Source organism: Nonlabens sp., from assembly GCF_965657255.1.
Taxonomy (GTDB): domain Bacteria; phylum Bacteroidota; class Bacteroidia; order Flavobacteriales; family Flavobacteriaceae; genus Nonlabens.
The window spans coordinates 91215-105381 of record NZ_CBFHNM010000010.1; the positions used below are offsets into that span (position 1 = coordinate 91215).

The following is a 14167-nucleotide window of genomic DNA, read 5'->3' on the forward strand; positions in this document are numbered from 1 at the left end:
TAATTAATACTAAAATAACGGTTAAAACCCAGATTTATATTTGTATAGTAGTTATGTTTGTAAGTCTGTCTAGAAGACAGAGTTTTACAAAGATAGCATCATACCTAATTAACTGTAATATAATGAGAAAAGAAGCAAGAGAAAAAGGCTGGAATGAGAAAAAAACCAATGACAGTTGGGCAACTTTTAAGATATTATCTGAATTTGTAATGGGTTTTGAACGCATGAGCCGCATCGGACCATGTGTCTCTATATTCGGTAGTGCTCGATTAAAACCTGATCATGAATATTATAAGCTAGCCACAGAAATAGCGACTAAAATAGTAGAAAATGGCTATGGTGTTATTACTGGTGGTGGACCTGGTATAATGGAAGCTGGTAATAAAGGAGCACATCTTGCAGGTGGTACATCTGTAGGATTAAATATCGCGTTACCGTTTGAGCAGCACGATAATCCTTATATAGACCACGACAAAAGCCTTGACTTTGATTACTTTTTTGCACGTAAAGTAATGTTTGTAAAATACTCACAAGGTTTTGTAGTAATGCCAGGAGGATTTGGTACGCTCGATGAATTATTTGAAGCAATTACATTGATTCAAACTAATAAAATTGCAAAATTCCCTATCATTTTAGTTGGTACAGAATTCTGGAGCGGCTTGATCGACTGGATCAAAAGCACGCTAGATACTAAGTTTATGACCGTCAGCCCTACAGACATAGATCTATTGCATGTAGTAGACACAAGTGATGAAGCAGTAAATATCATCAATGAATTCTATGCAAAATATAGTCTAAGTCCTAACTTCTAAAAACTGAATACCGTAAAAATTACGTAAATGTAATATGAATAAGATATTCTTGTGATACGTAGTTTTTAAACTTCGGCGTTACTTTTACTAAATATTAACAACCTGCCAAAAGCAATCCTATACCTATATGATTAAAAGGCTCACGCTTATAATGCTTTTGTTTACAGGTGCTTTACAAGCACAACATAAAACTGAAATTATTGCTTTCTTAGAAAGTGATCAGGATGTTCTTAGGATAAAACAAAAATTAGAAATATACAATAACAGCGACACATCTTGGGATCACATTGTTTTATTAGACTGGGCAAATGCCTTTTCTTCTAACCAAACACCTCTTGCTACAAGGTTTGCTGAAGATTTCAAGAATAAATTTCAATTCTCAATAGAAACAGAAAGAGGTAATACAATTATTGCCACAGACTCTATTGAACAAAAAAAATATAGAATAGAACGTGTTGCAAATCAACAAGACATCGTAAAGCTTTTCTTAAAAGAAAAATTAGCTCCTAATCAAAGTGTTGTTCTGGACATAAAATATACCGTTAAAATCCCTGTAGACGACTTTACCGGTTATGGAAAAAATAGTAATGAAGACTATTCTCTAAAATATTGGTATTTACATCCAGCACCTTTTATAGATGGAAAATGGGATTACTATTCTCATAAAGATCTAGATGACTTTCATGGTGCGCAGACAGATTTTTCTGTATCATTACACTTACCTGTTGAATATAGAGCAATCAGTGATCTTACTAAAATAATTGAAGCAAATCAACCAGATCGCAATAGCTATTTGTTTGAGGGTAACAAAAGATTTGAGGCTGTTCTTTATATTTTAAAAAACACAGATAACTTTACAACCTATAGCGTTCCTGGTATAAACGTGGTTACAGATATCAAAGATGACAACGTACCTCTAGAAGTTAAAGTGATTTTCAATGATAGAATTGCTAGTTTTCTACAAGATCGCCTAGGTAAATATCCTCATGAAGATATTTTTATTTCTGAGCGTTATTATCGAGAAAACCCCATTTACGGTTTAAGCTCTTTACCCAGTTTTATCAATCCATTTCCTGCAGGTTTCACCTATGAAATTAAGATGCTCAAGGCTTTATCGCGCAAATGGATTGAAAATGGAATACATGTTAACCCCAGAGAAGAAGCATGGATCCAACAGTCTATGATGATTTATCTCATGATGCAATATCAAAAGTTATATTATCCAGATCTTAAAATAGGTGGTAAATTAAGTGATATATGGGGCATAAGAGGTTTTAACGCTTCCCAACTTAAGTTTAATGAAAGTTATCCCTTACTTTATTTGAACAGCGCTAGAATGAATCTAGATGAGGCTGTTAATACTCCTGCAGATCAATTGATTAAATACAATCAACAAATAGGAATACCCTATAAGGCTGCCATAGGTTTAAACTTTCTTAATGACTATCTAGAAGATGATAGTTTAGAAAAATCCATTCGTGAATTTTATTTAGAGAATCAAATTAACTTAACTAACTCTAACACATTTAGAGCTATACTGGATCAAAATGCTACTAAAAATGTGGACTGGTTTTTTGAAGAATATATCACGACACACAAGAGACTGGACTGGAAAATCAATCGAGTAAACAAAACAGCAGATTCTGTATTTTTTAGAATCAAAAACAAATCAAAATTGAATATTCCTGTTCCTGTTTACTTAATGAATAATGACAGCGTTATTACAAAGAAATGGATAGAAGGGATAAAGGGTGATAGTTTGATCTCGCTTTCGCGAAAGCGTGCTAACAGAATAGCCGTAAACCATGAAGAGCTCATTCCAGAATTCAATCCACGTGATAATCACAAAACTTTAAAAGGTTTCCCATCATTAGACAGACCTATTGAATTTAGATTATTTAAAGATATTGAAGATCCTGAAAGAGCACAGATCTTTTTAATGCCAGATGTAGAATTTAATATTTACGATGGGCTTACCTTAGGAACTAGATTTTATAATGGAAATTTATTACCTAAACCTTTTAGGTATAGTATCAAACCAGGTTATGGAACAAATTCTAATAAATTGGTAGGTTCTATAAGTTTAGGGTATGCGCATCCTATACAGGATCGAGATGAGCGATTGTATGAAGTGCGTTATGGTGCTAGCGCAAATACCTTTTCTTATGCTGATGACTTATTGTATCGACGTGCCAGTGGTTGGTTACAATTCAGTTACCGACCTAAAGATTTGCGCAGTAACAAAAATCAAAGTTTAACCTTTAGAAACATCTATGTGGATAGGGATAGAGATCCATCTACTCCTGTAGATGAGCCTGATTATAATGTATTTGCGATCAACTACTCGCATTCTGACAATAATTTAAAACGAGTTTTCAATTACAGTATAGGAACTGAAGTTTCCAGTCAGTTTAGCAAGGCTACTTACAGACTGAGATGGAGAAAATTATTTAAGAATAACAGACAATTAGATTTTAGAGTTTTTGCAGGTGCGTTTTTAAGAAACGATTCTCAGTCTAGTGGTGATTTTTTCTCTTTTGCTTTGGACCGACCTACTGATTATTTATTTGATTATAATTATTACGGTAGATCTGAAGATACTGGATTATTTTCACAACAGCTTATAGTTGCAGAAGGTGGATTTAAATCCCAATTAGAGCCAGCATTTGCTAACCAATGGATTACCACTGTTAACGGTTCTTACAGTTTATGGAACTACATTCATGTTTATGGAGATGTAGGCTTTGTAAAGAACAAAAATCGCGATGCAAAATTTGTTTATGATTCTGGCATAAGACTTAATCTTTTGCAAGATTTCTTTGAATTTTACTTTCCAATATACAGCAATAATGGATGGGAAGTAGGACAGAACAATTATGATGAAAAAATACGTTTTATCGTTACCCTAGATATTAACACTTTTGTCAAACTTTTTTCAAGACGCTGGTACTAGGATTGTCATTGCATTTAGCGTGTTTAAAACGTACCTTTGCATAAAGGACGAAATATACCATGCAAAACACCGTGAAAGAGCCACAGAAACTAGCCAAAGAAGATTTTAGAGAAGAACTTTTAAACGATTACAAAATTGCTGTAACCAGTCGAGAATGTAGTTTATTAGGTCGTCGTGAAGTCCTTACTGGAAAGGCAAAGTTTGGAATATTCGGTGATGGAAAAGAATTACCGCAACTAGCATGGGCAAGATCATTTGAAAACGGTGATTTTAGAAGTGGTTATTATAGAGATCAAACCTTTATGATGGCTATAGGAGAACTGACTATAGAACAGTTCTTTGCAGGACTTTATGCTAACACAGACATCAATGACGAACCTATGAGCGCTGGTCGTCAAATGGGTGGCCATTTTGCGACACATAGTTTAAATGAAGACGGAAGCTGGAAAAGACTTATTGATCAAAAAAACTCCAGTGCAGACATATCTCCTACTGCTGGACAAATGCCTAGACTTTTAGGACTGGCGCAAGCTTCTAAAATTTACCGCCATAACGATTTAATAAATGACGATAATGGTTTTTCTAATAAAGGTAATGAAGTAGCATGGGGAACCATAGGAAATGCCAGCACTAGTGAAGGACATTTCTGGGAAACATTTAATGCCGCAGGCGTGCTTCAAGTGCCTATGGTTATAAGTGTATGGGATGACGATTACGGTATTTCTGTTCATGCAAAACACCAAACGACAAAAGAAAGTATTAGTAAAATACAAGCCGGTTTTCAAAGAGATGAGGAAGATGAAGGTTTTGAAATCATGATGGTTAAAGGCTGGGATTATGTGTCTCTAGTAGAGACGTATGAAAAGGCTAGTAAAATATCTAGAGAAGAACATGTACCTGTCATGATACATGTTGAAGAGTTAACGCAACCACAAGGACACAGTACTAGTGGTTCCCACGAACGTTATAAGAACGAAGAACGCCTAGAATGGGAACGTGAATACGATTGTAATGTTCAATTCAGAAAATGGCTTATTGAGAATGAATTTGCAACAGAAGAAGAACTTAGTGAGTTAGAAAAATCTATAAAAAAAGAAGTACGAGAAGGAAAAAAAGCAGCATGGAATGCCTACTTAAACCCTATTCTTGCAGAGCGTGACGAAGCTGTAGAGTTGATAAATGAGGTAGCAAATATCTCTGAAAACGGTGTTTTTATTCAACCTCTTGCTTCAAAGTTAAAGGATGAAAAAGAACTGTTTCGTCGTGATTTTCTTGAAGCCGTTAGAAAAACCCTGCGTTTAACCCTTAAGGAACAACACGATTCCATAACAAAGTTGAACAATTGGTATATAAATAATCAAAAACAAAATCAAATCAAATACAGCAGCATGCTGCACAGTGAGTCTGATACTGCTGCAATAAACATTGAAGCTGTTGCTCCAGTATATGATGATACTAGTGAAGAAGTAGATGCTAGACTGGTAATGAGAGATAACTTTGACGCTTTATTTGCTGCACATCCGGAAGTAATGGTTTTTGGTGAAGATGCTGGTAAAATAGGTGATGTAAATCAAGGTCTTGAAGGAATGCAAGATAAGTACGGTGAATTAAGGGTAGCCGATACTGGAATTAGAGAAGCAACTATCTTGGGTCAAGGAATAGGCCTTGCTATGAGAGGTTTACGACCTATCGCAGAGATTCAATACTTAGATTACCTACTCTACTGCTTGCAATTAATGAGTGATGATCTAGCCACTATTCAATACCGTACTGCTGGTAAGCAAAAAGCACCAGTAATTATAAGAACAAGAGGTCATAGACTTGAAGGAATATGGCATAGTGGTTCTCAAATGGGAGGAATCATCAACCTAGTTAGAGGTATTCATGTACTCGTTCCTAGAAATATGACTCAGGCTGCAGGGTTTTATAATACATTGCTAGCTAGTGATGAACCTGCACTTATTGTAGAATGCTTAAATGGCTATAGACTAAAAGAAAAATTACCAAGTAATTTAGGAGAGTTTAGAACCGCTATTGGTAAAATAGAAACCTTAAAAGAAGGAAAAGACATCACACTTGTTTCTTATGGTTCTACTTTGAGACTAGTTGACCAGGCCGCAACAGAACTAGAAAGAGCAGGAATTGATGTAGAGATTATTGATGTTCAATCTCTTTTACCTTTTGATCTTACACATGAAATAGTAGAAAGTGTAAAGAAAACAAACAGGCTTCTTGTAATAGATGAAGATGTTCCAGGCGGCGCAAGTGCCTACATTCTACAACAAATTGTAGATATTCAAAATGCATGGCCACATTTAGATAGCAAACCTCAATGTCTAACAGCACAACCACATAGACCTGCATATGGAACTGATGGAGATTACTTCTCAAAGCCGAGCGTGGATGATATATTTGACAAAGTGTATGATATAATGAATGAAGTAAATCCATCTAAATACCCTAAGCATAGCTAGTTTATGGATGGTACACAACATCATGTTTCCAGTAAAAAATGGCGTAGAAAAATTCATGAAGTAATTTATGAAGCAGATACTCCATTAGGAAAATTATTTGATGTGGTACTTCTTGTAGTCATCATTATCAGTTTGATATTGGTTATGCTAGAAAGTGTACCTGATTTAGGAAAAGCGTATCGCAATGAGTTTATTACGGCAGAATGGGTGATAACCATATTCTTTACCATTGAGTATTTTTTGCGCATCATTTCCATAAATAAACCAAGTAAATATATTTTCAGTTTTTATGGAATTATAGATCTTTTATCTACCATTCCTTTGTATCTGACTTTCTTTTTTGGTGGATTAAATGCTTTATTAGCAGTACGCTCTCTTAGACTACTAAGAGTTTTTAGAATCCTTAAAATTACCAGGTACATAGGCGAAGCAGACAAACTAAGTAAGGCTATAAAGTCTAGCGGTCCTAAAATAGCCGTTTTTCTATTTGCTGTTATGGTGGTTTCTATCATTTTTGGTACGCTCATGTACCTAATTGAAGGTCCAGAACATGGATTTGATAGCATTCCTAAATCAATTTACTGGTGCATTGTAACCTTAACTACGGTTGGTTTTGGAGATATTGCACCAGAAACGGCTTTTGGTCAGTTTCTAGCTACCATAATTATGATTATGGGGTATGGTATTATTGCCGTTCCTACAGGTATCGTTAGTGCAGAATACTCTCAAAGTAAAAGGGAAAAATCTGACAAGAAAACTCTAAAAAACGAATCTAATTACAGACATGTAAATACGCAAGTTTGTCAAAATTGCCATTCTAAAAAACATCAAGACGGTGCACTTTACTGTCACAACTGTGGATATTCGTTAGATGAATAAGAATACTCTTTTATGTATAGTTGGTCCTACCGGAATAGGTAAGACAGCTCTAAGTATAGCTTTCGCGAAAGCGTACAACAGTTCCATTATCTCTTCAGATTCTAGGCAGTTTTACAAAGAAATGACCATAGGTACTGCGGTGCCAGAGGAAGATGAATTAGCAGCGGCACATCATTATTTTATACAAAATAGAAGTATTCTTGAGAGTTATTCTATAGGCGACTTTGAAAGAGATGTGATGCTGTTACTGCCAGAATTATTCAAAAAAAACAATATTGTTATCATGGTAGGTGGCAGTGCTTTATATGAAAAAGCAGTCACTCATGGACTAGATGACCTACCAGATGTATCCGTAAAAATACAAGAAGAACTAAAAGAAGAGGCAGCAACCAAAGGAATTGTTTGGTTACAAGAAGAGCTTCAAAAAAACGATCCAGAATACTTTGAAACAGTTGATATTCACAATTCACATCGATTACTGAGAGCAATAGGTATCTTTCGCGCAAGCGGTAAAAAAATGAATGAGTTAAGAACTGGAAAAGCTCAAGAAAGAGATTTCAATATTGTAAAAATAGGACTTGAAGCTTCTAGAGAAGATCTTTATGATCGTATTAATAAACGCGTCGATATAATGCTAGAGAGAGGTCTTGAAGATGAAGCGAGACTACTTGAAAAACATAAAAATCTCAATGCTTTACAAACTGTAGGTTACAAGGAGTTATTTGGATTTTTTGATGGCAATCACGATTATGAGGAAGCTGTGAGGTTAATTAAAAGAAATACTAGACGTTTTGCAAAACGTCAACTTACCTGGTATAGAAAAGATTTAAGCGTAAATTGGTTTCACTACAAGACTCGCCATACAGAAATTGTACAGCGAGTAAGTGAAAAACTTATGGAATAATAGTATTTAATAATCTACTTGATCCTTAATCAATAAACGGAATCCTTCTCCGTGAATGTTAACAATTTCTACATTATCATCTGCTTTTAAATACTTACGCAATTTTGCAATGTATACATCCATTGATCTAGACGTGAAATAATTATCGTCTCTCCATATTTTTGTTAAAGCTAGCTCACGTGGCATTAAATCATTAAGGTGTAATGCTAACAAACGAAGTAATTCATTTTCTTTAGGAGATAGTTTTACTGGCTCTGTATCACCTAGAGATAAGAATCTAAGTTTAGAATTTAAATGGAAATTTCCTATTTGAAATTCAAACTCTTTAGAGTCTGCTAGACTATCTTGCCCTTTGCGCTGCATGATCGCTTTGATCTTCATAAGAAGTACCTCACTATCAAATGGCTTATTTAAATAATCATCTGCACCTACTTTGTAGCCTCTTAACACATCTTCTTTCATTGCTTTTGCAGTCAAGAATATAATAGGCACTTCTTCATTCTTTTCTCTGATCTCTTTTGCTAGTGTAAAACCATCTTTATAAGGCATCATTACATCTAGAATACAAAGATCATAGTTATCTTTTTTGAACTTTTCAAATCCTTCCATACCATTTTTAGCATGTACTACATCAAAATCGTTCATTAAAAGGTAATCTTTTAAAACTGTTCCAAAATTTGGATCATCTTCTACTAATAGTATTTTTTTATTTTCAGTTTCCATAAGTTATTATTTAAATGTTTATGTTATTATCGGTAAATGGATACTAAAGGTACTACCTTTTCCTTTAGCACTTTCTACATGAATTTCTCCATTACAATCGTCTAAAATTCTTTTTGCATAAGCAAGGCCTAGACCATGACCTTTTACATTATGTATGTCACCAGTGTGCTCTCTAAAAAACTTTTGGAATATTTTGCGTTGAGCTTGCTTGCTCATTCCTATTCCTTGATCACGGACTTTGATCACAAGTTTATCCTTTACGTTTTCAGTAAATACATCTATTACAGGTTCTCCTTCTGTATATTTAATGGCATTTTCTAGAACATTTACCATCACGTTTGTAATATGGCTTTCATGCACAAGCACTTCTGTTCTGAGAGCTCCTAAATGTGTTTTAATGACACCACCTTTTTCTTCAAGTATGAGTTGGATATGAGAAATACTATCCTCAATAATCTCGTTCATATCATGCCTCTCTTTATCTATATCTAAGTCTTCTTTTTCTAATTTTGAAATTCTCAACACATTCTCTACCTGGCTGTGCATACGTTTGTTTTCTTCACGTATCATCCTATGATAATTCTTTACTTTTTCTGGGTCTAAAGAAATTTTGGGATGTTTCAAAGAATCTAATGCAAGGTTTATTGTAGCAATAGGAGTCTTAAACTCATGCGTCATGTTATTAATAAAGTCAGTTTTTATTTGTGAAATCTGACGCTGTTTAAATATTTGTTTTACCGCATTAGAATATGCCACAACGATTACTGTAGTAAAAACTAATGAAAGTAAAGCCATTCCTCCTACCGAGGATAATATGTACTTTTTCCTATCAGGCATATTGAGATATAGAATATATGGCTCTGTATCTAAATTACTGTTTTTATAAATAATATAGTACCAAGTTGCATCTGCTTTAAAGTCAAAATTATCAGATTGAATGCGAGTTACGAAACCATCTTGATATATAGCAAACTCAAAAGATGCTTCTATATTTCTTGCTTTTAATTCTTGTTGAATGATTCTATTAAGCTCTTCTTTAGTGATGCGTTGTGCAATAGGTAATAAACTATTATAGTTACTTATAAGCTCTTCATCAACTTTTCTAGCGTACTTATCTAATCGAGATAATTCATTAAATGTTTTTTTATCTCTTTTAGGATTATTATTACGATTAGCATTACTTTTTTTATTAAGTAACTTATCAAACGTAAGACTGTCTATATCTAGATCTAACAATTGCGGATTAAGTTTATAATTTTCATTTAATAAGCTATTACTATATGCAGAAGTCTCATCTAGGTTTTGATTGCGCTGTATAAGCATAAGCTCACTCAAGGTTCTCGTATCTGGTTGCACACCTAAACTATCTCTAATTTGATCTAAAACGTTGTAGAATTTTGCAACCTCACGAGAATCTAACTCTGTAGAAACAGATGCCAAGGTTTGCTTTACTGCAAATGAAAATTGATCCTCTTTGTCACTTACACTGTTGATAATCCAATAAATTTGAACAATCACAATACCAATGAGAGAAAGGCTCATTAAACCGATAAGAAAATATAATGTTCTTTGTTGCACATCACAAATTTAACATATAGCCAAAGTGTTAAAAACTCTTTAACCATATATTAACTTTGTGAAAAATAAATGGTTAATCAATTTTTTAACAGAACTTCATGAATACTCAACACAAAACGTCGTGTTTTATGAAAATCTTCATTAATAATAACAAAATCTGATAATTCCAACCGCTGAGCATCAGACCATTGATTATGAAGTCTAGATTCTACATCCTTTCTAGTTACTTTATCTCGTTTCATCACTCTTCTAATTCTCTCTTCTAAAGGTGCGGTTATGGTAATTACATGATCACAGGAAAGATGCCCTTTAGTTTCAAAAAGGATTGCTGCCTCATAAATAATGTAAGGAGATTTTTGATCCAAAATCCATTTTTTAAAAAATGTTCTTACAGCAGGATGCAAAATTTGATTTAAAGAATTTAAAAGCATCTTATTATTAAAGACTTTTGATGCAATAAACTTAGTGTCTGGAACTACAAGACCTTTATCATTAGTTATATAGGAATCATTTCCTAATAAAGTACGAACAGCATCAATCACTTTTTCATTGGTAAAAAGTAACTTTTTTGATTCCTTATCTGCAATGAATACTGCTATTCCTAAACTCTCAAACTCTTTAGCGACTGACGTCTTACCACTACCTATTCCACCTGTTAAGCCTACTATTTTCATTTATTTGATAGTTAATACCTGAACCTGTTTTGGGTTCATGCGATATGACACTATTGCATCATTTGATGTTGTAATATTAGGTGTCGCTGCAATATTTAGATCCTTGATTAAATTGTAATCCAATAGCACATTAAAGTCTTTTTCATTCACCTTGTTAAAATTAGATACTGCTGTAGAAAAAACTACTTGAACATTATCGGGAATCACCTTTACATTATAACTGGATGGAACATTGATTAACTGAACAGGAACCTGAATTTTTCCTTCTGTCATTTGCGCGGCTTCTACTGTAAGTAGAACACGTTGCGGCACATAATTTAAATCTACATTTAACCCTTTTAAATCAATTTCTAGTGTGGTTAAAGAATCGTTGATGATTAATTTTGATTCTTGTGATACTAAGATTTCCTTTAAAGAATTTATTTTATCATCATTACCTGTAATTGTAACACTATCTCTATTAAAATAAGGCTTTTTAATAGCTAAATAGTTTTGGGTATATTCCAGTTCTACTTTGTTAATCAAAGGAACCCTTTTGGATTTGAATCTCTCAAATTTCAAAGGAATCTCAAGATCATCCGCACTTAAAATCTCGTAAGCAAAAGCCTTTGATCTCTTAATTTTCTTAATGCTTTTTGAAAAATTAAAAAATAAAGAATCGCTACGTGAGTACGTATTCTCTTTAAAATCTAGAACTGCCCTGTGACCAAATAATTTCTCCCATATCAGGGTAAAACCACTCGCTCTTATTTCAACAGGTAATTCTATTTGTTGTGCGTTTGAATTTAATGTGAGATCATTAGGTATATTTTTAAAACTTATAGTAAACAAAACTTCTTCTTGATAAGTATCTTTATATTTAGATATAAACCACAAGGAGGCAACTACCGCCACAACCAGAAGAAAACCAATTACACTTTTGTACTTCATTTTATTTGAAAAATAATTTCGGAAATGCTCGTTTTTCGTCTTGCCTCAAAATATTAATTTTCCACGAGGATAGTAGGAATCCAATTCCATAACCGAAAAATTGAATCGCAGCCGCAACTACAGATTTCAACCCAATGCCAACTCCATTTTTTAATGAAGAATCTAAAAACAAGATACAGAAATAAATACTAAAACAAAGAAAAAGATTATAAGACCCTATCGCTACTAATAACAAAGAGATCAAAAAAAGCAATAAAAATAAGCTTGGGAACCAATAGGTAACTTTAATCGTATCTGGATGCCATTTATTTAAAATCACTCTTACCTTGCCAAATTTATTAACCTGTCGGTAAAATAATTTCCAAGAAATACGGCGCTCATGATAGACATAAGCATCTTTTATAAGGACAGTTTCCAATCCTTTTTCCCATAATCGTATGGTTAAATCAGGATCTTCACCAGGATGAATTTTCCCAAAACCACCAGTTTTCTTAAAAGCATTTTTACTTAAACCCATATTGAAACTGCGAGGTTGGAACTTTCCTAATTTTTCACTTCCACCTCTTATTCCTCCAGTTGTTAAAAAAGAAGTCATGGAGTAATTAATTGCTTTTTGTAAACTGTTAAAACTATCATGAGCAGCATCAGGACCACCATAACAATCGACATAATTTTTAATTAGAAAGTCATCAACGACATTAAGGTAGTGTTGTGGTATGATACAATCACTATCTAAGATTATAAAATAATCACCAGATGCTCGATTCATTCCATAATTTCTAGAGTCACCAGGTCCAGAATTAGGTTTAAAAAGATATTTTATCGTTAAGCTTTCGCGAAAGCGAGAACACACTAATTCACTGCTTAAATCTGATCCATCTTCCACAATAACTACTTCAAAACCTCTCTGAAAAGTGAGCTGACTGAGACTTACAAGTAGTTTTTCAACCTCTTCAGGTCTATTAAAAACAGGAATTATAAAGGAGTAGTTGATCAATTTCACAGGTCAAAAATAGACAATAAAAAAAGGCCATTCCCTAAAGAATGACCTTTTTAATAATTATGCTCAATTTATTTTACTTGCGCATCACTTTTACCACTTTACTCTGTTCTCCTGAGGTTACCTCAATCAGATACATTCCAGATGGGAAAGTTGATAGATCTACGTTTGAAGAAGTCGCATTAGGTTTTGTAATCAACAATTGCTGACCTAATAAATTCTTTACAGAAATAGCATCTATAACCTGCTGACCATTAAAGTTAACCATATCACTCGTAGGATTAGGATAGAACGTAAAATCAAAAGAACTTAAATCTTCATTACTTGCAGTTCCATCTATTATAAATACACCTACATGGAAATCATAATCTTCCGTATTATCAGTAGTACCATCGCTTGCAAGGAAGGCAAATTGCACAGTTCCTGTATAAGAGGATAAATCAAATGTCATTCTTTCACCAGTAACTGCAGGTTGATTTGCAACTGTCCATGCCATTAATGAAGTCCATGTAGTACCTCCATCTGTGGTAACTAACAGATCCACTTGATCATCAGAACCCATAGTATCACCTACAGTATTAGAATTCCAGTTAGTAACTGCTACCTCGACAGTAAGAACATCATTATCAGTTCCCGTCATGTCATAAGACTCTGAAATCAGCCACTCTCTATCCTCAGCTCGATACAAATTAATAGCATTAGATTCTAGTAGATTACCAGCTGCATCTGTATAATTTCTAGCTCTCCATTCAGAATCTCCTAGACCCATAGGACCATCAGCAATCTCACCATCTTCAGCCTCATCCCAACATGCATTAGGCACATTAAGATCAAAATCAGTTATATAAGGGTATTGTGTCACAACATCACATGCTGTGGTAAAGGTAAAGGGTCCTATCCATTCAGAAAAATCTCCTGCACCACAATCAGATCTCACAAAATAATCATAAGTTGTATTTGATGATAAACCAGTAGCTGTAATAGGATTAGTAGCTGCCATATCTTCAAAAATGGCACCTGCAGTTCCTTGAGCAACCGTTGTAGGCTGTACTTCTACTTGCCATACGCTAGCCGTACCAACTTCTGTCCATGCTAAAACGGCAGAAGAGCTGGTTATTTGAGTAGCTGTCAACGTATTTACATCAGGACATGCTGGAGGTGGCGCACAAGTTACATTTGCTTCCCATCCATCTCTCTGACCTGAACCATCAGATGACCATACGAAAGTTAAACATCCTGA

The 14167-nt window shown here is 34.1% G+C and carries 11 protein-coding genes; 5 read left to right on the forward strand and 6 right to left on the reverse strand.

The annotated features are described in order from the left end of the window. The first annotated feature begins 122 nt into the window (after positions 1 to 122). The 5 genes from ACTF54_RS11570 (at position 123) to miaA (ending at position 8022) form a co-directional block, all read left to right on the forward strand. On the forward strand, positions 123 to 812 hold the full coding sequence (locus ACTF54_RS11570) for a TIGR00730 family Rossman fold protein (protein WP_347197698.1): 690 nt from the start codon (positions 123 to 125) through the stop codon (positions 810 to 812). 127 nt (positions 813 to 939) lie between these two features. Next, entirely contained in the window at positions 940 to 3765 is a 2826-nt protein-coding gene (locus tag ACTF54_RS11575) for an aminopeptidase (RefSeq protein ID WP_438969397.1), read from the forward strand. Between the two features lie 59 nt (positions 3766 to 3824). Continuing rightward, positions 3825 to 6239 carry an alpha-ketoacid dehydrogenase subunit alpha/beta gene (locus tag ACTF54_RS11580; RefSeq protein WP_438969398.1) on the forward strand — a complete coding sequence of 805 codons (2415 nt, stop codon included), beginning with the start codon at positions 3825 to 3827 and terminating at the stop codon, positions 6237 to 6239. A 3-nt stretch (positions 6240 to 6242) separates the two neighbouring features. Further along, the gene (locus ACTF54_RS11585) at positions 6243 to 7118 is read left to right on the forward strand and encodes an ion transporter (protein WP_347197701.1); all 876 of its coding nucleotides are present in this window, start codon (positions 6243 to 6245) and stop codon (positions 7116 to 7118) included. Beyond that, a complete protein-coding gene (gene miaA / locus ACTF54_RS11590) occupies positions 7111 to 8022 on the forward strand; it encodes a tRNA (adenosine(37)-N6)-dimethylallyltransferase MiaA (RefSeq protein WP_438969399.1) in 912 nt (303 codons plus the stop codon). The genes ACTF54_RS11585 and miaA overlap by 8 nt, the downstream gene beginning before the upstream one ends. Before the next feature lie 6 nt (positions 8023 to 8028). Here the strand turns inward: miaA and ACTF54_RS11595 are convergent, their stop codons facing one another. The 6 genes from ACTF54_RS11595 to ACTF54_RS11620 all read right to left on the reverse strand — a co-directional run. Then, a complete protein-coding gene (locus tag ACTF54_RS11595) occupies positions 8029 to 8745 on the reverse strand; it encodes a response regulator transcription factor (protein ID WP_347197703.1) in 717 nt (238 codons plus the stop codon). Between the two features lie 18 nt (positions 8746 to 8763). Beyond that, positions 8764 to 10287: a sensor histidine kinase gene (locus ACTF54_RS11600; protein ID WP_438969400.1), complete on the reverse strand. Its 1524-nt coding sequence runs from the start codon at positions 10285 to 10287 to the stop codon at positions 8764 to 8766. Between the two features lie 113 nt (positions 10288 to 10400). After that, positions 10401 to 10997 carry a dephospho-CoA kinase gene (gene coaE, locus ACTF54_RS11605; protein ID WP_347197705.1) on the reverse strand — a complete coding sequence of 199 codons (597 nt, stop codon included), beginning with the start codon at positions 10995 to 10997 and terminating at the stop codon, positions 10401 to 10403. Beyond that, positions 10998 to 11927: a hypothetical protein gene (locus ACTF54_RS11610; RefSeq protein ID WP_347197706.1), complete on the reverse strand. Its 930-nt coding sequence runs from the start codon at positions 11925 to 11927 to the stop codon at positions 10998 to 11000. It abuts the gene before it with no gap. Position 11928: 1 nt separating this feature from the next. Further along, complete coding sequence (locus ACTF54_RS11615) at positions 11929 to 12921, reverse strand: glycosyltransferase (RefSeq protein WP_347197710.1); 993 nt, start codon at positions 12919 to 12921, stop codon at positions 11929 to 11931. Between the two features lie 82 nt (positions 12922 to 13003). Further along, the coding region (locus ACTF54_RS11620) for a T9SS type A sorting domain-containing protein (protein ID WP_438969401.1) at positions 13004 to 14167 on the reverse strand (1164 nt) is incomplete at its 5' end.

Coding starts and splice junctions, on each gene's coding strand:
- ACTF54_RS11570 (WP_347197698.1), top strand. CDS start 123: ATGAGAAAAGAAGCAAGAGAAAAAGGCTGGAATGAGAAAAAAACCAAT.
- ACTF54_RS11580 (WP_438969398.1), top strand. CDS start 3,825: ATGCAAAACACCGTGAAAGAGCCACAGAAACTAGCCAAAGAAGATTTT.
- miaA (WP_438969399.1), top strand. CDS start 7,111: ATGAATAAGAATACTCTTTTATGTATAGTTGGTCCTACCGGAATAGGT.
- ACTF54_RS11610 (WP_347197706.1), bottom strand. CDS start 11,927: ATGAAGTACAAAAGTGTAATTGGTTTTCTTCTGGTTGTGGCGGTAGTT.
- ACTF54_RS11595 (WP_347197703.1), bottom strand. CDS start 8,745: ATGGAAACTGAAAATAAAAAAATACTATTAGTAGAAGATGATCCAAAT.
- ACTF54_RS11585 (WP_347197701.1), top strand. CDS start 6,243: ATGGATGGTACACAACATCATGTTTCCAGTAAAAAATGGCGTAGAAAA.
- ACTF54_RS11600 (WP_438969400.1), bottom strand. CDS start 10,287: ATGAGCCTTTCTCTCATTGGTATTGTGATTGTTCAAATTTATTGGATT.
- coaE (WP_347197705.1), bottom strand. CDS start 10,997: ATGAAAATAGTAGGCTTAACAGGTGGAATAGGTAGTGGTAAGACGTCA.
- ACTF54_RS11575 (WP_438969397.1), top strand. CDS start 940: ATGATTAAAAGGCTCACGCTTATAATGCTTTTGTTTACAGGTGCTTTA.